At 74.2% G+C, this 20,905-nt stretch carries 15 protein-coding genes and 1 tRNA gene; 9 read left to right on the plus strand and 7 right to left on the minus strand.

Annotation, left to right across the window (positions count from 1 at the left end):
* Positions 1-43: 43 nt before the first annotated feature.
* Positions 44-805 (plus strand): ectoine/hydroxyectoine ABC transporter ATP-binding protein EhuA, encoded by a 762-nt coding sequence (gene ehuA / locus ACZ4MO_RS11950; RefSeq protein WP_175008958.1) that lies wholly within the window; start codon positions 44-46, stop codon positions 803-805.
* A 17-nt stretch (positions 806-822) separates the two neighbouring features.
* Here ehuA and uriH read toward each other — a convergent pair whose 3' ends face one another.
* Entirely contained in the window at positions 823-1,827 is a 1,005-nt protein-coding gene (uriH, locus tag ACZ4MO_RS11955; RefSeq protein ID WP_175008957.1) for a uridine-preferring nucleoside hydrolase UriH, read from the minus strand.
* Positions 1,828-1,931: 104 nt separating this feature from the next.
* Here uriH and ACZ4MO_RS11960 point away from each other — a divergent pair.
* A tRNA-Arg gene (locus ACZ4MO_RS11960) sits at positions 1,932-2,004 on the plus strand.
* 96 nt (positions 2,005-2,100) lie between these two features.
* Here ACZ4MO_RS11960 and arr read toward each other — a convergent pair.
* Complete coding sequence (gene arr / locus ACZ4MO_RS11965) at positions 2,101-2,511, minus strand: NAD(+)--rifampin ADP-ribosyltransferase (protein ID WP_175008956.1); 411 nt, start codon at positions 2,509-2,511, stop codon at positions 2,101-2,103.
* Positions 2,512-2,805: 294 nt separating this feature from the next.
* Between arr and ACZ4MO_RS11970 the strand changes: the two genes are divergently transcribed.
* On the plus strand, positions 2,806-3,435 hold the full coding sequence (locus tag ACZ4MO_RS11970) for an ANTAR domain-containing protein (RefSeq protein WP_255437211.1): 630 nt from the start codon (positions 2,806-2,808) through the stop codon (positions 3,433-3,435).
* A gap of 85 nt (positions 3,436-3,520) precedes the next feature.
* Here ACZ4MO_RS11970 and ACZ4MO_RS11975 read toward each other — a convergent pair whose 3' ends face one another.
* Positions 3,521-4,594: a hypothetical protein gene (locus tag ACZ4MO_RS11975; protein WP_175008955.1), complete on the minus strand. Its 1,074-nt coding sequence runs from the start codon at positions 4,592-4,594 to the stop codon at positions 3,521-3,523.
* A gap of 769 nt (positions 4,595-5,363) precedes the next feature.
* Between ACZ4MO_RS11975 and ACZ4MO_RS11980 the strand changes: the two genes are divergently transcribed.
* Both ACZ4MO_RS11980 and ACZ4MO_RS11985 read left to right on the plus strand, forming a co-directional pair.
* Entirely contained in the window at positions 5,364-9,401 is a 4,038-nt protein-coding gene (locus ACZ4MO_RS11980; protein WP_255437210.1) for a PDDEXK-like endonuclease domain-containing protein, read from the plus strand.
* 27 nt (positions 9,402-9,428) lie between these two features.
* A complete protein-coding gene (locus tag ACZ4MO_RS11985; protein WP_175008954.1) occupies positions 9,429-9,683 on the plus strand; it encodes a hypothetical protein in 255 nt (84 codons plus the stop codon).
* A 41-nt stretch (positions 9,684-9,724) separates the two neighbouring features.
* On the opposite strand, the gene mscL is transcribed toward ACZ4MO_RS11985, so the two are convergent.
* From mscL to ACZ4MO_RS12000, 3 genes are all read right to left on the minus strand, one after another.
* Positions 9,725-10,213, minus strand: coding sequence for a large conductance mechanosensitive channel protein MscL (gene mscL / locus ACZ4MO_RS11990; protein WP_175008953.1), 489 nt, complete (start codon positions 10,211-10,213; stop codon positions 9,725-9,727).
* A gap of 137 nt (positions 10,214-10,350) precedes the next feature.
* Complete coding sequence (locus ACZ4MO_RS11995) at positions 10,351-11,076, minus strand: SAF domain-containing protein (protein ID WP_209829461.1); 726 nt, start codon at positions 11,074-11,076, stop codon at positions 10,351-10,353.
* A 195-nt stretch (positions 11,077-11,271) separates the two neighbouring features.
* The gene (locus ACZ4MO_RS12000) at positions 11,272-11,580 is read right to left on the minus strand and encodes an FmdB family zinc ribbon protein (RefSeq protein ID WP_175008951.1); all 309 of its coding nucleotides are present in this window, start codon (positions 11,578-11,580) and stop codon (positions 11,272-11,274) included.
* Between the two features lie 166 nt (positions 11,581-11,746).
* Here ACZ4MO_RS12000 and ACZ4MO_RS12005 point away from each other — a divergent pair, with 166 nt between their 5' ends.
* Complete coding sequence (locus ACZ4MO_RS12005; protein WP_175008950.1) at positions 11,747-14,413, plus strand: penicillin acylase family protein; 2,667 nt, start codon at positions 11,747-11,749, stop codon at positions 14,411-14,413.
* A gap of 64 nt (positions 14,414-14,477) precedes the next feature.
* On the opposite strand, the gene ACZ4MO_RS12010 is transcribed toward ACZ4MO_RS12005, so the two are convergent.
* On the minus strand, positions 14,478-15,110 hold the full coding sequence (locus ACZ4MO_RS12010; protein WP_034654285.1) for a 5-formyltetrahydrofolate cyclo-ligase: 633 nt from the start codon (positions 15,108-15,110) through the stop codon (positions 14,478-14,480).
* Between the two features lie 180 nt (positions 15,111-15,290).
* On the opposite strand from ACZ4MO_RS12010, the gene ACZ4MO_RS12015 reads away from it, so the two are divergent.
* The 3 genes from ACZ4MO_RS12015 to ACZ4MO_RS12025 all read left to right on the plus strand — a co-directional run bounded on the left by ACZ4MO_RS12015 (position 15,291) and on the right by ACZ4MO_RS12025 (position 20,868).
* Positions 15,291-17,531, plus strand: a complete 2,241-nt coding sequence (locus ACZ4MO_RS12015; RefSeq protein ID WP_175008949.1) for an NTP transferase domain-containing protein — start codon at positions 15,291-15,293, stop codon at positions 17,529-17,531.
* A 73-nt stretch (positions 17,532-17,604) separates the two neighbouring features.
* Positions 17,605-20,061 (plus strand): GH36-type glycosyl hydrolase domain-containing protein, encoded by a 2,457-nt coding sequence (locus ACZ4MO_RS12020; RefSeq protein ID WP_175008948.1) that lies wholly within the window; start codon positions 17,605-17,607, stop codon positions 20,059-20,061.
* 156 nt (positions 20,062-20,217) lie between these two features.
* Entirely contained in the window at positions 20,218-20,868 is a 651-nt protein-coding gene (locus tag ACZ4MO_RS12025) for a GNAT family N-acetyltransferase (protein ID WP_021479886.1), read from the plus strand.
* Positions 20,869-20,905: the final 37 nt, after the last annotated feature.

The raw sequence follows: 20,905 nt of genomic DNA on the forward strand, positions 1-20,905 counted from the left end.
GTCCCCCGCTCGGACGGTCTCCGGCGACCCCGACGTGGTTCCCATGATCGAGTTCCGGGGCGTCGTCAAGAGCTTCGGCGACAACACCGTGCTCGACGGGCTCGACTTCCGCGTCGCGCGCGGCGACCGGGTCACGCTCATCGGACCCTCCGGGTCCGGGAAGACGACGATCCTGCGGCTCCTCATGACCCTCGAGGAGGCGGACGGCGGGATCATCCTCGTCGACGGCGACCCGTACACGCACGAGATGCGGAACGGGAAGCGGGTCGCGATCCCCGAGAAGCGTCGGAGGCCGATCCGCCGCCGCGTCGGGATGGTCTTCCAGCAGTTCAATCTCTTTCCGAACATGTCCGTGCTGGAGAACATCATCGAGGCGCCGATGCACGTGCTCGGCCTCACCCGAGCGCAGGCGACGGTCCGTGCGGAGGAGCTGCTCGAGCAGGTCGGGCTCGCGGACAAGCGCGACGCCCGCTGCACGCAGCTGTCCGGCGGCCAGCAGCAGCGTGTCGCGATCGCGCGCGCGCTGGCGATGGACCCGGAGATCCTGCTCCTCGACGAGGTGACGTCCGCCCTCGACCCCGAGATCGTCGCCGACGTGCTCGGCGTCCTGCGCGAGGTCGCGGAGACGACGGACATCACGATGCTCATCGTCACGCACGAGATGCAGTTCGCGCGCGAGGTCTCGCACCGGGTGCTCATGTTCGACCACGGTCGCATCGTCGAGGAGGCCGACCCCGAGACGATGTTCACCTCGCCGCGGCACGAGCGCACCCAGGAGTTCCTCCGCGCCGTCCTCGGGGCCTGAGCAGTCGGCGACCCGGCTCAGGCAGGCTCGCCGACGCGCCCGAGCGCGTCGAGCACGAGGTCCCAGAACCGGGCGTGGTCGAGGGTGACCGCGACCTGTGTGCGGCACTCCTCGGGGCCGGGCTCGTCGCCGCGCAGGTCGGCGACGGTCATGCCGGTCGTCAGGCCGCCGTGCAGCTCGACGTCCAGCGGGGCGCGGCGCGTCGTCATGACCGACGGGTCGACGACGTACGCGACCGCGCACGGGTCGTGCACGGGCGGGGAGGGGAAACCCTGCGCGGTGCGGTACGTCGTGCCGTAGAAGTCGAGCAGCTCGCCGACGAACCGGGCCGGGGCGGTGCCGAGCGCGGCGATGCCGTCGCGCACGTCCGCCGTCGCGACGGCCTGGTGCGTGAGGTCGAGACCCACCATCGTCACCGGCCACGCCTCGGTGAGCACGACGTGCGCCGCCTCCGGGTCCGCGAGGACGTTGAACTCCGCGACCGGCGTCCGGTTGCCCACGTGGTACCCGCCGCCCATGAGGACGACCTCGCGGACGCGCGGCACGATCCGCGGCTCCTTGCGCGCCGCCATCGCGACGTTCGTCAGCGGGCCCGTCGGCACGAGCGTGATCTCGCCCGGCTCGGCCGCCAGGACCGTCTCGATGATGAGGTCCACCGCGTGCCGGTCGTCGACGGCGCGCCGCGGGGCGGGCAGCACCGGCCCGTCCATGCCCGAGTCGCCGTGGATGTCCGGCGCGACGATCCGGGGCCGGACGAGCGGACGGTCGCACCCGGCCGCGACCGGGACGTCGATCCCGGCGAGCTCCGCGACCGCGAGCGCGTTCCGCGTCACCTTCTCGAGCGTCTGGTTCCCGGCGACCGTGGTCACCGCGACCAGGTCGACGGCGGGGCTCCCGTGCGCGAGGAGCATCGCGATCGCGTCGTCGTGGCCGGGGTCGCAGTCGAGGACGATCCGGCGGGGCGGGGTCGTGCGGGAGTCGGGGGTGGGCGGGACGGGCTGGGCCGGGTCGTGAGCGGACATCGACCCATCCTCGCGCGTCCCCGGGGCCGGGGCGGCCGCCGGGGCGCTTCGCCTCCGGGCGCCCGTGACGGCTAGGCTGTGCTGCGGCCCTGACCCGGGGCCACGCGCCTGTAGCTCAGGGGATAGAGCACCGCTCTCCTAAAGCGGGTGTCGCCAGTTCGAATCTGGCCAGGCGCACCGAGCAGGACAGAGGTCGAACGCCCGTCACCGACCCTGGCAGGTGTGCGCGTGCTGCGGGACGTCGGCCCGGTCGTCATCCGCACCACGCTCTGGTCAGTTGATGATCTCGCCGCGCTCCCCGGTCCGCAGAGCCGTGAGGCGCGCGCGCCAGCTCGCGAGCTCCTCGGGGCTCAGGCGTGGCCACTCGGCGACCTCACGGACCACCCGCAGGGGCGCGCTGCTCCGGTAGGACCGCGTGGGGTTGCCCGGGAGCTTCTTGTCGGTGACGTTCGGGTCGTCCTCGAACGGGCCGGTCGGCTCGACCTCGTAGACACGCGGGGCGGCGTCGCCGGCCGCCAGCTCGGCGGCGAGCGCGGCGCCGCCGACGAGCGCGGTGAAGTAGACGTGGTTCATGACGATCTCGGGCCGGTAGTTCGACCGGAACCCCGCGGTCAGCAGATCACCTGCCCGCAGGTCGGCCTTCGTCCCGTGGAAGAACGGTCCCTCGTCCGGCACGTGGTTCACCCGCTCAGCGTAGACAGCACCGGGGCCGGTCGTGCGCGTCCCGGTGCGGCGCACGCGGAGCCCGCCTGGGCGACGGCCGCCGTTCGATCTCTGGTCGAGCGCTGGTCGGTCAGAGGTGCACCGGCTGCGGGCTTCTTCACGGGCCGGTGCCCCCTGCGGCACCTCGGCCGCAAGGACACCCTAAGAACCGTCTCCCCGTGCTCGCCACCTGTCGGACTTCACGGTTCGGGAGTACGGTCGAAGGGTTGAGTCTGGACCTGGCTCCTCATCCTCTGGAGAAGACGGAGCACCGACATGTCCGTAGACGACCATGCCATCGACCCGTCCCTGACCCGCGAGACGGGCCAGAAGATCGGCCAGTACCGCCTCGACCTGGAGACCGGCACCTGGTGGTGGTCGTCGGAGACGTACCGGGTCCACGGGTTCGAGCCGGGCGACGTGGTGCCGACCACCGAGCTCGTCCTGGCGCACAAGCATCCCGCCGACCGCGAGCACGTCCGTGCGGTCCTCGACCACGCCGAGGCCACGGGCGAGCCCTTCTCGAGCGTGCACCGCATCATGGACGCCCACGGCGTCGAGCGGTACGTCGTCCTCGTGGGGCAGGGGCGCCGGGACCGCGAGTCGGGTGAGGTCGTCGAGCTGCTGGGCTACTTCGTCGACATCACGACGACGGTCGCGGGGCGCGCGCAGGAGCGTGCGCGCCGGGACATCACCGCGGCCGCCGAGGGCCGCGGCCCGATCGAGCAGGCCAAGGGCATCCTCATCGCCACCCACGGCGTGAGCGCCGACGAGGCGTTCGCCCGCCTCAAGCAGGTCTCGAACGACAAGAACGTCCGCCTGCGCGAGCTCGCGTCCGTCGTCGTCGACGAGGCGGGACGCGCCGGCGGGGACTGTGCCGAGCGCATCGACGCGATCCTGCGGTAGGCGCCGCAGACGGCAGAGCCCCGCACTCCCGGACGGGACTGCGGGGCTCTCTCGCGTGCGGCCGCCGTCCGGCTGCCTGGGTCGGCTAGGCCGACGCGGGCGCCGGGACGTGCCCGGTGCCGGGCGTCGACGGCGTCGGCGCGGTCCCGGTGCTCCCGTCATCCGCCCCGGTCTCCGCCTCGGACTCGGTTCCGCCGGCGCCGCCGGAACCGCCCGTGCCTCCGGCGCCCTCGCCCGGGCCGGGCGAGGGCGTCGGCGCGGGCGTCTCCGGCGGCGTCGGCTCGGGTGTGGGATCCACCGTCGGCTCCGGTGCAGGAGCGGGGGTCGTGGACGGCTCGTCGGACGGCGCCGTCGACGGCGACGGGCTCGGGCCCGGCGTCGGGACGGTCGCCGGGTCCTGCGAGGGCGCGCTGGGCGCCGGCGTCGCCGGGTCCTCGCTGCTCGGGGTGCGCTCGCGGCTGATCGTCGTCCCCGATCCCTCGACGCCGCGGACGGCGTCCGCGAGGGGCTTGCCGATGACGAGCTCGACCACGAGGACCACGCCCATGACGGCCACGAACAGCGCGAGCGCCGTCACGGTGAGCACGCGGCCGCGCCCGTACCGGTCCACGAGCCGCAGCCAGCGGTTCGGGCCACCCGCGGGGTCGTCCGCCTCGCCCGCCTGGGCCACCTCGTCGCCGGTCCCGCCCGAGCCGACGGCGGTGGCCACCGCCGTCTCGACGGTGTCCGCCTGCCCGTCCGGCTCGACCGCCCCGCGGGGGACCGACGCGACCGCGGTCGTGGTGCGGGTGCGTGTGGTGCCCGTGCCCGCCGTGGCCTGCACGACCTTGCCGACTACGGGCACGAGCTGCTCGCGCGTCTTCTGGATCGAGCGTGTGTAGACGTAGTTCGCGACGACGGTCAGGGCGCTCGCGATGCCGGCGCCGATGATGGTCCCGGCGGTCCCGAAGTAGGACAGGAGCACGGTGGTGCTCACCGCGGCGAGCGCGCTCGCGATGACCTGGGTGAGCGAGAGGCGGGCGGGGGCCTCGCGCTCCTTCTCGGGCGCCGGCTCCGCGGTGGTGCGTCCCGCGGGGGACCCGGCGTCGGGGCCGGGCTCGTCGCGCGGGACGCGGGTGGCGTCGCGGTCGAGGCGGGGGCTGTCGGAGGGCGTGGTCACGTGGTGCTGGCTTCCGGTCGTCGGACGGGCTGGTCCGCCCGCCGCCACCGGCCGTGACGGCCGCGCGCCAGGGACCGGCGTCGGGCCACGGGCGTCCCTCCACGGTAGGACGCCCGTGTGGACCTCGCTCACGGGGGCCGTGCCCGGTCCTCAGAGGATCCGGGAAGATCCTGTGACGCCGCCGGTCACGGTGCCGGACGCCGGACCGGTGGGCTCGCGCGGCGCTCCGCCGCGCCGGACCGCGGGGGAGGGCCGTATCCTGCCGAGGGTCGTCGTGGTCGGTCCGACCCCGTGCGGCGAGCCGTGATGTGATGCGCACCACATTTCCTCCTCCCGCGACGAGGGGTCCGGACGCCCGGAATTCCGCGCTTCTCGTGGACGCTCGTCCAGGTCGTTCTCAGGCCATTCCGCGTCTCGTCCGGTGATCGAGCGTCCAGCGCTCCGGGCCGTGTTGACGCCTGCTGTCCCGGCCGTGCAAAATAGTTCTCGACAGCGCGCATCGCCTGCCCCCTGCGCGGTGCGCGCTGTTTCACACTTCTCCGGGAGTTCCTCTCGGAATCGTTGGGAACGACGGCCTCGGAACACGAATTCTCGTGATCCGGGGCCGTTCGTCGTCCAGGTGCCGCCCCGCTCCGCTGGGGTCGCCGCCCGTCGTCGTGCGGCGCAGCGGGTCGCGGCCTCCCCGGCGCGCCGCGCCGAGCGGCGCGAGGCGGCCGGTTAGCGTCGGAGGGTGAATGCCGCAGCCCGCACCAGCTCAGCCGCCCGGAGCGTGGCCGATCCTGCTCGGCTGCCCTCGACCCCTCCCGGCGGAACCGACCAGCCGGACGCCGAGCCCGCCGACGTGACGCCGTCGCGCCCCGTGCTCGTGCCCGAGCCCACGACGTCCGACCTCGTCGACGAGGCGGTCGCCCGCTGGCGTGCCGGGCTCGTCGAGCTCGCCGGGGGGTCGTCGCTCGCCGACGTCTCCCTCCTCGGCGACGCCGTCGTCGACCTCACCGCCGCGCACCCCTCGGGCGTCGCGCAGCTCTTCGCGGGACGGCCGACCCGGTTGTCGAACCTCTTCCGCGAGGGCGGCTCCCTGCCCGCCGCCCGCCGCCGCGCGCGCGCCGTCGTGGTGCGGGCCGCCGAGCACGCGCAGCGCTACGGCGTCGCTCCGACGTACCTCGCCATCGGCGTCGCGACCTGGACCCAGAGCCCGACGGCGCCTCTCGCCGAGGACGACGTCGCCGCGCTCGCCCGCGTCGCCGGCCGTGCGCCCACGGTGGTGCCCGGCGACGGGGACGCGAGCGCCCCGACGGACCCGGAGCCCGCGGCGGCGGCACCCGACGCCGAGGACACCCAGCTCGCGCACCCCGGCGACCGGTCCGACGGCGTGGTGGGCCCCGAGGAGGAGCCCGCGCCCCGGACGGTGCGCGCGCCCGTCCTGCTGCGCCCCCTCACCGTCACGCCCCGCGGCGACGGCGAGACGGACTACGAGCTGACGCTCGAGCCCACCGCCGAGATCAACCCGCTCCTCGCGCGCACGCTCCGTGCGCACGGAGCGCTGCTCGACCCCGTGACCCTGGCGCGGTCCACGTTCACCGGCGCGGGCTTCGACCCGGGCGACGCGACCCGGCGGATCGCGGCCCTCGGGCAGGCGGTCCTCGACGACTTCGACCTCACCCACCGGGTCCTCGTCGGCACGTTCGTGCACCCGGGCCAGGTGCTGGTCGACGACCTCGACGAGCTCGCGCCCGCGCTCGAGCGGCACGAGGTCGTCGCCGCGCTCGCCGGGGACGAGCGGTCCGCCGCCGCGCTGCGGGCCGACCTCCCGGCACCGCGCGTCGGCGACGCCGACCCCGTGCTCGAGCGCGGCGCGGGCGACCTCGACCCGTCCCAGCGGCACGTCGTCGACGTCCTCGCGAGCGGCTCGCACCTGTTCGTCGACGCCCCCACCGGGTCCGACGTCGCGGGCACGCTCGCCGCCGTCGTCGCGGAGGCTGCGGCGTCGGGACGCCACGTCCTCTACGTCCCCGGCCACCGCCGCGCCGCCGACGCGCTGCTGGCCCGCCTCGACGCGCTGGGCCTCGGCGGGCTCGCGCTCGACGTCGCGCCCGAGCCGACGTGGCGCGAGACCGCCTCGCACCGGCTGCTCGCCGCGATGGCGACGGAGCCGGAGCCGGTCGAGGACGACGACCTCGTGCGCACGCGCGACGCCCTGCTCGGCGCGCGCGCCCGGCTCGCCGGGTACATCGAGGCGCTGCACCTCGTCCGCGACCCGTGGGGCGTGTCGGCCTACGACGCGCTCCAGGCGCTCGCCCGGCTCACCGCCGAGCGACCGGCGCCGGACACGCGGGTGCGCCTCTCGACGGAGGTCGTGCTCGGCGTCGGGCCGCAGCGCGAGCGGGTCGCCGCGGAGCTGCGCGAGGCCGCGATGCTCGGCGCCTTCACCGCGCGCGCGACGTCGACCCCCTGGCACGGCGCCGCGCTCACGACGCCGCAGGAGGCGCACGACGCCCTCGTGCGCGTGGAGCGGCTGCGCGCGCACACGCTGCCGCAGCTGCGGGCACAGGTCGAGCAGGTCGCGGAGCGCACCGGGCTCACCACCGCGACGACGCTCCGCCAGTGGGGCGACCAGCTCACGATGCTCGGCGGGATGCGCGGGACGCTCGACGTGTTCCAGCCGCTCATCTTCGAGCGCACCGCGCAGGACATGGTGGAGGCCACCGCGACGAAGCAGTGGCGCGAGCAGCACGGGATCGAGATGGGTTGGTTCGCGCGTCGTCGGCTGCGCCGTCAGGCACGCGACATGGTGCGGCCCGGCGTCCGCGTGCCCGACCTGCACGCCGCGCTCGTCGAGGTGCAGGCGCAGCGCGCCGTCTGGCAGGAGCAGTGCCCCCGCGGCGGCTGGCCCGTGCTGCCCGAGGGGCTGTCGGCCATCGAGGACACGCACGAGGCCGTCCGCATCGACGTCGAGGAGCTCGAGCCGGTGCTCGCGGGCACGCCCGCAGGCGGAGGCCTGCTCGACGTGCCGCTCGACGCGCTCGCCGCCCGCCTCGACGCGCTCGCCGAGGACGCCGCCGCGCTCGACGCGCTCCCGGCGCGGACCGCGATCCAGCACCGGCTCACCGACCTCGGCCTCGGCGAGCTGCTCACCGACCTCGCAGCGCGCCGCGTCGAGGCCGACGAGGTCGGCCCCGAGCTGGAGCTCGCCTGGTGGAGCTCGGTGTTCGAGCAGATCCTCGCTCAGGACCAGGCGCTCGCCGGGCAGGACGGCGCGGGCCTCGACGCGCTCGCGCGCCGGTTCCGCGAGCTCGACCGCGCGCACGTCGCGTCCCTCGCGGCACCCGTCCGGGCGGCCGTCCGCGACCACCTCGGGACCGCGATGCGCGAGCACCGCGACGAGGCGGAGGCCCTCTTCACCGAGCTGCTCGAGGGCCGGCTCGTGAGCCTGCGCGAGACGGCGGAGCAGCACCCCGCCGTGCTGCGCCGGCTGCGTCCCGTGCTCGTCGCCACCCCGACGCTCGTCCCGCACCTCGTGCCCGCGACCCGCACCGTCGACCTCGTCGTGCTCGACGCGATCGAGCACACGCCCGTCGAGCTCGTCCTGTCGGCGCTCGCCCGCGGGCGCCAGGTCGTCGCCGTCGGCGACCCGCGTGCCGCGTCCACGGACACCGTGCGCGAGCTCGCCGAGCTCCTGCCCACGGTCGAGCTGCTCGCCGACGGCTCGCGGCGCGACCCGTTCGTCACCACGTTCCTCGCCGAGCACGGCTATGCGGGGGTCCTGCGCCCGTCGCCGCTGCCGCGCGCGGAGGTCCTCGTCCAGCTCGACGTCGTCGACGGTGCCGGGATGCCCGACACGGCGTCCGGCGCGGTCGAGAGCACGCAGGCCGAGGTCGACCGCGTCGTCGAGGTCGCGATCGAGCACGCGCTCACCCGGCCGGACGAGTCCCTCGCGATCGTCACCGTCACGCCCCTGCACGCCGACCGCATCCGCGACGCGCTCCTCGTCGAGGTCCGGCAGAACCCGGCGCTCGCCGGGTTCTTCTCCGGCGCGCGCGCCGAGCCGGTCGTCGTCGCGGACGTCTCGGGCGTCGCCGGGCTCGTGCGCGACACGATCGTGCTGTCCGTCGGCTTCGGGCGGACGCCGCACGGCCGCGTGCTGCACCGGTTCGGCATCCTCAACACCCCGGGCGCCGAGGCCATGCTGCTCGACGCCGTCGGGGCGACGCGGCGGCGTCTCCACGTCGTCTCGTGCTTCACCGCGGGCGACCTCGACCCCGAGCGCCTGCGCGGCGCGGGCGCCCGGCTGCTCGCCGAGGTCCTCGACCTGGCCGAGCAGCGCAGCGGCGCCGCCGACCAGGTCACGCTGGGCAACGGCGTCGACCTCGGCGGCAGCCCCGACCGGCTCGTGCTGGACCTCGCCGAGCGGCTCTGGCGCGCGGGGCTCGTCGTCGAGACCGACTACGGCATCGGCGACGGCGACCGCATCCCGCTCGTCGTCGGCCACCCGGACCTGCCCGGCGAGCTCCTCGTCGCCGTCCTCACCGACGACGCGGCGTACGTCGCCGAGCGCAGCGTCCGCGTGCGCGACCGGCAGGTCGCCGAGCGGCTCGAGCGCATCGGCTGGACGGTCGCGCAGGTCTGGTCCGCCGCGGCGTTCCTCGACCCCGCCAAGGAGGCCGAGCGCATCCGGCGGGTCGTGCAGGCCGTGCGCGACGCGCGGCTCCCGGAGACGGGCGGCGTCGCGCAGACGGGCGGTGGTGACCGGATCGTCGTCGTGCCGGTGCTCGACGACGACGAGCAGCACGGCGACGAGGACCTGTAGCAGCCCGCCGGTGGGACCATGGGAGGCGTGAGCACGACCGCCGACCCGAGCCCTGACCCGCAGCACCTGCCCGACGACGCGCGCGACCGTCCCGAGACCGGGCACCGTCGGCGTCCGCGGCGGGCCGTGCGGCGGGGGACCGAGAGCACGGTGGTGCCCGGAACGAGCGCCGACGAGCGCGCCGAAGGATGGGGCGACGAGGCGGCGCCGCGCCGCGGCGCGCCGGGCGAGAACGACGACCGCCTGCTGGGCGACGTGCCGCCCCACTACGGGCGCCACTGACGGCCCGCCGGGTGACCACCTGCTCGTGAGCGACGGCCGCGTCAGAGGTGGCGCGGGGGCGTCGGCCCTCCGGGTGCGATCCCGCCCGCTGTCGCGCCGGGTCCGCCGCCCGCCTGGGCGGCGAGGAGGTCACGAATCTCCTGGAGCACGCGCACGTCCTCGGCCGGCGCCTCGGGCTCGGGCTCCTCGTCCTTCTTGCGTCGCTCCGCGAGCTTGTTCATCGGCAGGACGATGACGAAGTAGAGGGCGACGGCGATGATGAGGAACTGGAGGATCGCGTTGAGGACCCCGCCGACGGAGATGACGGAGGGCGGGATGTCCTTCGCCGCGTCTCCGGCGCGCAGCGTGATGTCCCACAGGCCGGTGAGGTCGGGCTTGCCGAAGATCGCCCCGATGAGGGGGTTGATGAAGTCCTCGACGATCGCCGTGACGACCCCGGAGAACGCCGCCCCGATGACGACGCCGACCGCCAGGTCGATCGCGTTGCCGCGGAGCACGAACTCCTTGAACCCTTGGAACACGCCCTTCATGTGCTGCTTCCCTCTCCTGTCGACGATCGCGCGTCACGACGGTGCCACGGCGCGTGCACGCGCGATCCTGCCAACGTGCGCGGCACGGGGCAACGGTTCGGCCCGGCGGGTCGGGTCCGGCCGGTCCCGCGACGTCCTCAGGGCACCAGCACCGCCGTGACCGGGGCGTGGCCGGTCCGGGCCGCGAGCCGTACGGCCTCCTCGGGGCGCACCGCGACGAGCGTCACGACGTCGGAGCCCGACCCACCGGTGCCGAGCAGCCCTCCGCCGTCGTCGGGCTCGGGCGCCGGCACGACGACCGCGGCGCGGGCCAGGTACGGATCATGCGGGGGAGCGGTCCCCGCGTCCGCGACGTCCGTCGGCACCGGGGCGAGCGCCGGGTCGCCCGCGGCCAGCAGGTCGACGCGGTCGCCCGGCCCGAGGAGCGCGGCGACGCCCGGGTCGAGCCGGACGGGTGCGACCACGGTCCCGTCGGGCGCCCCGGCGGCGAGCTCCCCGCCGGCGACCAAGCCGTCCTGGAGGAGCGTGCCCTCCGGCAGGGCGACGGTCGCGCGGCGCCCGACGACGTCGTCGGCCCGGGTCGGTGCCCCGGCGGGCAGGAGGGAGGCCGGGACGTGGTCCACCCGCACGTCGGGTGCCGTCAGCGTGGTGCCGGGCGGCACGGCGCGGGCCGTCACGACGGCGGTCGTCGTCGGCGGGGGCGGGGGCCGCAGCGCGCCGACGACGACCGACGCCGCGAGCCCGCAGCAGAGCGCCGCGACGACGTACCGGGACCGCCACCACAGGCCGTGCAGCAGGCGTCGCCGCGCGGCGGTGCGACCGGGGCGGGTCGACGGGCCGGGCGGGCGGGAGGAGCGAGGCATGGCGCGACCGTAGCCGCGCGCGGCGGGCCGGCGGACGCGATGCGCGGCGACCTGTGGACGACGCGGCGCGGGGACCCGCGCACCGTGCGCCGACCGACCCGTTGTGGTCGGCCGCGCACCGGTGGGGCGCCGACGCCGGCCCGGCCGAGCAGCCGGCCGAGCCCGGGGCGAGCAGCCCGGCGGCGCCGCGTCAGGTCAGGACGACGCGGCGGAGCTGCTCGACGTGCCGCTCGAGCTCGTGCCGCCCGACGACGAGGACGACCCCGACGACGAGGACGACGACGCGCTGGACGTCGAGGCGGCGGGCGCCGTCGACGTCTTGCCGCCGGACCGCGAGTCCGTGCGGTAGAAGCCGGAGCCCTTGAAGGTCACGCCCACCGAGGAGAACACCTTGCGCAGGCGGCCCGAGCACTCGGGGCACACGGTGAGGGCGTCGTCGCTGAACGACTGGTGGATGTCGAAGGCGTGACCGCAGGCGGTGCAGGTGTACGCGTAGGTGGGCACGGGTTCTCCTCGTTCACGAGACGGCCGTCGAGGCGGCCACCGGCGGGTCGGGATCGGGACGGTCTCGGCCTGGTCGACGGTGTCAACACCGCCTGGCACTCGAAACTTCCGAGTGCTAATCATACGCGGACCGGCGCCCGGGCAGGGCCGGGGTAGTCTCGCATCCGTGTCTGCGCACGAACCCGCCGAGGCCCCTGCCGGTGACCCCGTCACCGGTGCCGACCCCGCGACCCCGGGCGAGGCGTCGGCCCCGCCGCGGCGCCGTCGCCGGTCCGCGCGCCGGCGCGTCCTGATCGGCGTGGCGGCGCTGCTCGTCGTCGCGCTCGTCGCGGGTGCGGCGTTCGTCGTGGTCACCGTCCGGCGTCCGCTGCCGCAGGCGTCCGGCGAGATCTCCGTGCCCGGGCTCGGCAGCGAGGTGACCGTGCTGCGCGACGCCCAGGGCGTCCCGCAGATCTACGCCGACACCCCCGAGGACCTCTTCCGCGCCCAGGGCTACGTCCAGGCGCAGGACCGCTTCTTCGAGATGGACTACCGCCGCCACGTCACCTCGGGGCGGCTCGCCGAGCTCGTCGGGGACAACCCGGATGCGATCGCCGCCGACACGGTCACGCGCACGTTCGGCTGGCGCCAGGTCGCGGAGGAGGAGTGGGACGTCGTCTCCCCGGAGACGAAGGCGTACCTCCAGGCGTACGCGGAGGGCGTGAACGCCTACCTGGAGAACCGCAGCCCGTCGGAGATCGCGCTCGAGTACACGGTGCTGGGCCTCCAGGTCGACGTCGCCGAGCCCGAGCCGTGGGACCCGGTCGACTCCCTCGCCTGGCTCAAGGCGATGGCCTGGGACCTGCGGGGCAACTACGACGACGAGCTCGACCGCGCGCTGGCCTACGGGACGATCCAGGACGCGGCGCGCGTGGCGGAGCTGTTCCCCGCCTACCCGTCCGAGCTCAACGCGCCGATCCTCGACCCCGGCGAGCTGGAGAACCCGCAGCAGGTCGCGCTGGACCTCGGTCCGCAGGCCCGTGCGGAGTACGGCTCCGACCACCTCCAGGCCGCGCTCGAGGCCGCGGACCGCGCCCTCGGTGCCGTCCCCGTGCTCATCGGCCGCGGCGAGGGCACCGGCTCGAACTCGTGGGTCGTGTCCGGCGAGCACACGGCGTCGGGCAAGCCGATCCTCGCGAACGACCCGCACCTCGCGCTCGGGGCGCCCGGCATCTGGGCGCAGGTGGGGCTGCACTGCAACGAGGTCTCCCCGGCGTGCGGGTTCGACGTCGCGGGCTTCTCGTTCGCGGGATTCCCCGGCGTCGTCATCGGGCACAACGCCCAGCTCGCCTGGGGCCTGACGAACATGGGTGCCGACGTCACCGACTTCTTCGTCGAGCGCGTGCGCGACGACACCTACCTCCGCGGCGACGAGTGGGTCCCGCTGGAGACCCGCACCGAGACGCTGCGGGTCGCCGGGGGCGACGACATCGAGATCGAGGTCCGCTCGACGCTCCACGGCCCGATCGTCTCCGAGGCGATCCCGGCGACCGAGGCGGCGGTCGACACGCCCGCGCTGGACACGCGGCTGGGGGAGTACGCCGTCGCGCTCCAGTGGACCGCGCTCGAGCCGGGCCGCACGGCCGACGCCGTCTTCGCGTTCAACCTCGCGCAGGACGCCGAGGACATGCAGGCGGCCGCCGCGCTCTTCGAGGTGCCGGCCCAGAACATCGTCTTCGCGACCGCGGACGGCCACATCGGCTACCAGGCTCCGGGCAAGATCCCCGTCCGCCAGGCGGTCCCCGACGCCGAGGTGCCCTCCGACGGCACGTGGCCGCGCGACGGGTCCGACGAGCGCTACGACTGGCAGGGCTACGTCCCCAGCGAGGAGATGCCGCGCGTCGTGGACCCGGCCGAGGGCTTCATCGTGGCCGCCAACCAGGCCGTGCTGCCGGACGGCGTCGCGCCGTTCCTCACGACCGACTGGGACTACGGGTACCGCTCGCAGCGCATCCGTCAGCTCCTGGAGGCCGAGATCGCGGCCGGGCGCACCGTGGACGTCGACACGATGAACGAGGTCCAGGTCGACGACCGCAGCCCGTACGCCGAGGTGCTCGTGCAGCCTCTGCTCGAGCAGGAGATCGACGACGACTTCGCGGCCGAGGGCCAGCAGCTCCTCGCGGGCTGGGACTACCGGACCGACACCGACTCCGCCGCGGCGGCGTACTTCGCCGCCGTGTGGCGGAACCTGCTCCAGCTCACCTTCTGGGACGACCTGCCCGAGTCGGCGCGCCCGAGCGGCGGGAGCCGTTGGCTCGCCGTCGTGCAGAACCTCCTGGAGAACCCGACCGACCCGTTCTGGGACGACCGCCAGACGGTCAGCGTCGTCGAGACGCGCGACGAGGTGCTCACGCAGGCGCTCGTCTCCGCGCGCCTCGACCTCACCGTCGAGCAGAGCAAGCAGCCGTCGGACTGGGCGTGGGGCAAGATCCACGTGCTCGCCCTGGAGCACCCGGTGCTGGGCGGCGAGTCGATCCCGGGGCCGGTGCGCGACTTCGTCAACCCCGCCCCGGTGGGCATGCCCGGTGGCTCGTCGATCGTCAACGCGACCGCGTGGGACGCCGCGTCCGGGTCGTTCGACGTGACGGCCGGCCCGTCGATGCGCATGGTCGTCGACCTCGGCGACCTCGACCGCTCGACGTGGGTGACCGTCACGGGCACCTCGGGCCACCCGGCGTCGAAGCACTACGCGGACCAGCTCTCGACCTGGGCCCGTGGCGAGACCTACACGTGGCCGTTCTCCACCGAGGCCGTCGCCGAGGCGAGCAAGGACGAGCTCACCCTCGTCCCGTAGCGGCGTCGGGGCTCGGAGCCTCCCCGGGGGCGGAGATCGCCCCGGGGGAGGACGGCACGGGCCGCTACGGCAGCCAGCGCCACCCGAGGGGTGTCGCGACGGCGTCGACCGTGCGGTCGTGCGGCTCGACGGGCAGCGGTCGGTCGCTCGCGTCGTAGACCTCCTCCGGGAAGACGACCGCCACGACCTTCGTCCCGGGGCGCACGTGCTCGAGCGCGCGGTCGTACCACCCGCCGCCCTGGCCGAGCCGGACGCCGCGCGAGTCGACGGCGAGCGCGGGGGCGACGACGACGTCGGCCTCGGCGATCGCCTCCGGGCCCAGGGTCGGGGTGCCGGGTTCGGGAGGCCGCCCGGGTGCGCGGACCTGGAGGTCGGCGGGGCCGTCGTAGACGGCCCAGTCCCGCTGGAGCCCCGCGCCGAGCACGGGCAGCAGCAGGCGGACGCCGCGCGCGGCGAGACGCTCGAGCATCGCCGACGTGCCCGGCTCGCCCGGACGCGCGGCGTAGGTCGCGACGCACGTGGCGGCCGCGACCTCGGGGATGGTCTCGACGACGTCGGCGATGGCGGCGTCCGCTTCCTTGCGGAGCCGCTCGGACCGCGCCTGGCGGTGGGTGCGGATGGCCTTGCGGAGGATCTCCTTCGCGTCCTCGGCTTCGATGCTTCCGTGCAGGGGGTATGGCTGGACCGGGCCACTCATGTCCCTATTGTCACCCGGCGCGCGCCTCCGCGCCGACGCCGCGCGGGTGACCTTCGGCCCCGGACGCCCGGAGCGGGTTCCGTGCACGCGTCCCGGGTGCCTATGATCGGAGGGAGCCAGTAGTTCGGACTCCTGACAAATGGGTCGCCGTCCGACAGAGGTGCCGACAGTGAGGACGCCATGACCGCGACGACCGCGAACCCCACCGCGACCACCCCGCGAGGGGGCGCCCACCCGAGGACGGGCCGCGCCGCCGTCGTGCTCGCCGCAGGCCACGACGACGCGTCGCGCGAGCTCCTGTCGCGGCCGCTCGGCGACGCGACGGTCGTCGAGCTGGCGGTCGCGAACGTCCGCCGCGTCGTGGACGCGGGCCGCATCGTCGTGGTCGTGTCGCCCGACGACCCGACCGTGCGCGAGCTGCTCGGCGAGGACGTCGTCTACGTGGAGCAGGAGTCGCCGCTCGGCACGGGCGACGCGGTCCTCGCGGCGCGCGAGGCGGTCGCGTCGGTGCTCGGGCCGGGCGTCGACGAGCCGGTCCTCGTCGCCTACGCGGACACGCCGCTGCTGCGCTCCGAGTCGCTCCTCGGGCTGCTCACGCGGCACACCCTCACGGGCGCCGACCTGTCGCTGCTCTCCGCCGTCGTCGACGACCCGGACGGGTACGGGCGCGTGGTCCGCGCCGGGGGCGAGATCACGGCGATCCTCGAGTCGTCCGAGGTCGCGGACGCCGCTCCCGAGCCGCGCACCGAGATCAACGTGGGCGCGTACGTCGCGGCCCCCCGCCTGCTGTTCGGGGAGCTGGAGCGCATGGCGGCCGACGGCGAGCACCGGCTCACCGAGCTCGCCCGCCGCGTCATCGGGGCGGGCAAGCGCATCTCGTCGTACCGCATCGTCGACGTGGACGAGGTCCGCGGCATCAACACCCCGGACGAGCTCGCCCAGGCGGCGGACATCGTCCTCAAGCGCCTGTTCGTGCCGAAGAAGAACACCGACACGAAGATCGTGTTCGGCACCGGCGGCTGGCGCGCGGTCATCGGCGAGGGCTACACGCTCGCCAACGTGCGCCGGCTGTGCCAGGCCATCGCGAACGAGACGATCCGCCGGGGGCTGGACGCGAAGGGCGTCGTGATCGGCGGCGACCGCCGCTTCCTCTCGCGCGAGTCGGCCATCGCCGCGGCCGAGGTCTTCGCCGGCAACAACATCGCGGTGACCCTCCTGCCCGACGACGTCCCGACCCCGCTCGTGACGTTCGCCGCGCCCTACCTCGGGGCGGCCTACGGCATCATCGTCACGTCGAGCCACAACCCGCCCGAGTGGAACGGCATGAAGGTGTTCCGCCAGGACGGCTCGCTCCCGCTCGACGACGAGACGGACCGCTACCAGGACGAGGCGAACGCGCTCTCGGTCGACGACGTCATCACGCTCGACATCGACGTGGCCCGCCGCACGGGCGTCGTCGTCGACCGGTCGCTCACGGACCCGTACGTCGACGCGATCGAGCGGATCATCGACGTCGAGGCGGTCCGCGGCTCGGACCTCCAGGTCGTGGTCGACCCGATGTACGGCACGAGCCAGCTCACGCTCGGCACCATCCTGTCCGACATGCGCGTGCGGTCGGAGTTCATCCACGCGGCGCACAACCCGCTGTTCGGCGGCGTCGCGCCGGCACCGGACCTCCAGCGCCTCAGCACGCTCGTGACGATGATCCAGCAGGGCGGCGGCCGCTACGACCTCGGCATGGCGACGGACGGCGACTCGGACCGCATCGGGATCGTCGACGAGACGGGCGAGTACATCTCGACGAACGACCTGCTCCTCCTCCTGTACTGGTACCTGCACGAGGTCCGCGGGGAGAAGGGCGGCGTGGTGCGCAACCTCGCGACGACGCACCTGCTCGACCGGCTCGCGGCGCACTTCGGCGAGGAGTCGCGCGAGGTCAAGGTCGGGTTCAAGCACGTGACGGCCGGCATGGAGGAGATCGGCGCGGTGCTCGGCGGCGAGTCGTCGGGCGGCCTGACGATCCGCGGCTGGATCCTCGGCAAGGACGGCATCTTCGCGTGCGCCCTGGTGGCCGAGATGCTCGCGCGCACGGGCAAGCGGATCTCCGAGCTGCGCGCGATGCTCTACGAGATCACCGGTCGCCTGTACACGCTCGAGGCGGGCGTGCCGGCCACCCCGGAGATGCGCGTCGAGGTGCCGCGCCGGCTCGAGGCGCAGCCCCTCACGCACGTCGGGCCGTACCCGGTCGTCTCGGTCTCCCACCTCGACGGCACCAAGATCTTCCTCGAGAACGACAACTGGGCGCTCCTGCGGTTCTCCGGGACCGAGCCCGTCCTGCGCATGTTCGTCGAGGCAGACACCCCCGAGAAGGCCGCCGAGCTCCTCGAGTGGCTGCAGGGGTTCGTCACGGCCGGCGTCTGACGTCCGCGTCCCCACCCGGCACCCCCGCCGCACCCAGCCCCAGCCCCACCCCAGGACAGGAACCAGAGCAACGATGCGCTACGGCCACTTCGACACCACGCACGACGAGTACGTCGTCGAGCGCCCCGACGTCCCCGTCTCGTGGACGAACTACCTCGGCACCAAGGACATGTGCACGGTCCTGTCGCACCACGGCGGCGGGTACTCGTACTACAAGAGCTCGCAGTACGGGCGCATCTCGCGCTTCCGCCAGAACGGGGTGCCGCTCGACCGCCCCGGCCACTACGTCTACCTGCGCGACGACGCGGACGGCGACTACTGGTCGGTGTCCTGGCAGCCGGTCGGCAAGCCGTTCGTCGGGCCGGACGAGGAGCTCGACCCGGCCGGCGGCGCGGGGCGCTGGACCACGCGCCACGGCCTGAGCTACACGACGTTCCGCGCCGAGTACAAGGGCATCGACGCCGAGCAGACGGTCTTCATCCCCCTCGACGACGACGTCGAGCTGTGGGACGTGCGCGTCACCAACACGACGGACGAGGTGCGCGAGCTCACCGTCGGGTCGTACGTCGAGTTCTCGTTCCACACGATCACGATCGACAACCAGAACCTGCAGATGTCGCTCTACGCTTCCGGCTCCTCGTACGAGGACGGGATCATCGAGTACGACTTCTACTACGAGCCCTGGACGTACCACTACTTCGCGTCGAGCGAGACGCCGTCGTCGTACGACTCGCTGCGCGACAGCTTCGTCGGCCCGTACCGCACCGAGAGCAACCCGATCGCGATCGAGCGGGGCGAGGGCACCAACGCGAGCGCGACGACGCAGAACCACTGCGGCGCGCTGCTGCACAAGGTGACGCTCGCGCCGGGCGAGACCAAGCGCCTCGTCTTCATGCTCGGCTACGGCTCGCGTGACGCGGTCGGGCGAGCGATCCAGGCGAAGTACTCGGACGTCGCGGCGGTGGACCACGAGCGCGAGCGCCTGCGCGACTTCTGGCGCGCCAAGCAGGACAAGCTGCGCATCCGCACGCCCCACGAGGGCATGAACACGATGATCAACGCGTGGACGCTGCTCCAGGCGGAGACGTGCGTCGTGTGGTCGCGGTTCGCGTCGTTCGTCGAGGTGGGCGGGCGCGCCGGGCTCGGCTACCGCGACACCGCGCAGGACGTCATGAGCGTCATCCACTCGAACCCCACGAAGACGCGGCAGCGCATCGTCGAGCTCCTGCGGGCCCAGACGGAGGCGGGCTACGGCCTGCACCTGTTCGACCCCAAGGCGTTCGACCCCGACGCGGAGAAGCTGCCCGACGTCCCGTCGCCCACGATCGTCCCGACGGTCGACCCGAAGGACCTCATCCACGGCCTCGAGGACACGTGCTCGGACGACCACCTGTGGCTCGTGCCGTCGGTCGTGGAGTACGTCAAGGAGACGGGCGACCGCGCGTTCCTCGACCTGGAGATCCCGTTCGCCGAGGGCACGCCCGCGACCGTCTACGACCACCTCGTCCGCGCGCTCGAGTTCTCCGCGGAGCAGGTGGGCCAGAACGGCGTCGCGCTCGGTCTGCGCGCCGACTGGAACGACTGCCTCAACCTCGGCGGCGGCGAGACGTCGCTCGTGACGTTCCTCCACGCGTGGGCGATCGGCGCGTTCCTCGAGGTCGCGGAGCCGCTCGCGGCGGCGGGCGACGAGCGGGCCGAGGCGGACGTCGTCCGGTTCACGGCGGAGCGCGAGCGCATCGCGAAGGTCGCGGACGCGCAGCTCTGGGACGGGCGCTGGTGGATCCGCGGCTACACGCGCGACGGCGTGAAGATCGGCTCGGCGCAGAACGACGAGGGCAAGATCTTCCTCGAGCACCAGGCCTGGCCCGTCATCGCGGGGATCACGACCCAGGAGCGCGGCGAGGCGTCGATGGACGCGGTGCGCGAGCTCCTGGGCTCCGAGTACGGCAACCACCTCAACTGGCCGGCGTTCACGAAGGTCGACGACACCGTCGGCTTCGTGACGCGCGTCTACCCGGGCATCAAGGAGAACGCCGCGATCTTCTCCCACCCGAACGCGTGGCCGATCATCGCCGAGGCGATGCTCGGGCGCGGCGACGAGGCGGTGCAGTTCTACGACGCGATCCTGCCGTACCACCAGAACGACAACATCGAGGTCCGCGGGGCGGAGCCGTACGCGTACGTCCAGTTCCTCTACGGCCGCGACCACGAGTGGTTCGGCAAGGCGCAGAACCCGTGGCTCACGGGCACGGCCGGCTGGATGTACACCGCCGTGACCAAGTACGTCCTCGGCGTCCGCCTCGCGCTCGACGGCCTGGTCGTCGACCCGTCGATCCCGAAGGACTGGGACGGGTTCGAGGTGCGTCGTGAGTGGCGCGGCGCCGTCTACGACATCGAGGTCCGCAACCCGGACCACGTGTCGAAGGGCGTGCGCTCGGTGACGGTCGACGGCGTCGAGCACGACCCGGCGAGCCCGATCCCCGCGCTGCCCGCGGGCACGGAGGCGAAGGTCGTCGTCACGCTGGGCTGATCGCGGGACAGCGCACGGGTGACACCACCGGGTGCCCGCGTCACCGGTCGGTGGCGCGCGGGCGCCCGGTGGTGTCACCCTGTGCACCGAGGGTCGGGCGCACCGTCTGTCCTCGTCGCCACGCCCACCGACAGGCCGAGGACGGTACACCGCCGCATGACCCACAAGATCGCCCGCGGCTGGACCGTCGCCAAGCCGTGGCCCGTGACGCTGCGGGACGACACGCTGGGCGGGTCCGTCGTCCTGCGCCCGCTGCGGCGTCGGGACGCGAACGCCTGGATGCGCCTGCGCGCCCGCAACGCCGACTGGCTGGAGCGGTGGGAGGGCACGTCGCCCCGCCCCGGCACGCCGGGCGGACCGCCCACGTTCGCGGAGTACGTCCGGGTCCTGTCGGCCCAGGCGCGCGCCGGGTCCTCGCTGCCGTTCGCCGTCGAGCTGGACGGCGAGCTCGTCGGCCAGCTCACCGTGTCGTCCATCACGTACGGCTCGCTGTGCGGTGCGAGCATCGGCTACTGGGTAAGCGAGCACGTCGCGGGCCGCGGCGTCATCCCGACCGCCGTCGCGATGGCCACGGACTACTGCTTCACGATCCTCGGGCTGCACCGGATCGAGATCAACATCCGCCCGGAGAACGGCCCGAGCCTGCGCGTCGTGGAGAAGCTGGGCCTGCGCGACGAGGGCGTCCGCGAGCGGTACCTGCACATCCAGGGGGAGTGGCGCGACCACCGGACGTTCGCCGTCACGAGCGAGGAGGTCCCGGACGGGCTCCTCGCGCGCTGGCAGGCGACGCGCCGCGAGAGCATCTGAGCCGCCCGACACGCCGGGGCGCGTGCGGAGCGTGGCC

The organism is Sphaerisporangium cinnabarinum, assembly GCF_055567015.1.

Excerpts from the sequence above, each read along its gene's own strand:
- ehuA (WP_175008958.1), top strand. The coding sequence starts at position 44 with ATGATCGAGTTCCGGGGCGTCGTCAAGAGCTTCGGCGACAACACCGTG.
- uriH (WP_175008957.1), bottom strand. The coding sequence starts at position 1,827 with ATGTCCGCTCACGACCCGGCCCAGCCCGTCCCGCCCACCCCCGACTCC.
- ACZ4MO_RS11970 (WP_255437211.1), top strand. The coding sequence starts at position 2,806 with ATGTCCGTAGACGACCATGCCATCGACCCGTCCCTGACCCGCGAGACG.
- mscL (WP_175008953.1), bottom strand. The coding sequence starts at position 10,213 with ATGAAGGGCGTGTTCCAAGGGTTCAAGGAGTTCGTGCTCCGCGGCAAC.
- ACZ4MO_RS11995 (WP_209829461.1), bottom strand. The coding sequence starts at position 11,076 with ATGCCTCGCTCCTCCCGCCCGCCCGGCCCGTCGACCCGCCCCGGTCGC.
- ACZ4MO_RS12010 (WP_034654285.1), bottom strand. The coding sequence starts at position 15,110 with ATGAGTGGCCCGGTCCAGCCATACCCCCTGCACGGAAGCATCGAAGCC.
- ACZ4MO_RS12015 (WP_175008949.1), top strand. The coding sequence starts at position 15,291 with ATGACCGCGACGACCGCGAACCCCACCGCGACCACCCCGCGAGGGGGC.
- ACZ4MO_RS12020 (WP_175008948.1), top strand. The coding sequence starts at position 17,605 with ATGCGCTACGGCCACTTCGACACCACGCACGACGAGTACGTCGTCGAG.
- ACZ4MO_RS12025 (WP_021479886.1), top strand. The coding sequence starts at position 20,218 with ATGACCCACAAGATCGCCCGCGGCTGGACCGTCGCCAAGCCGTGGCCC.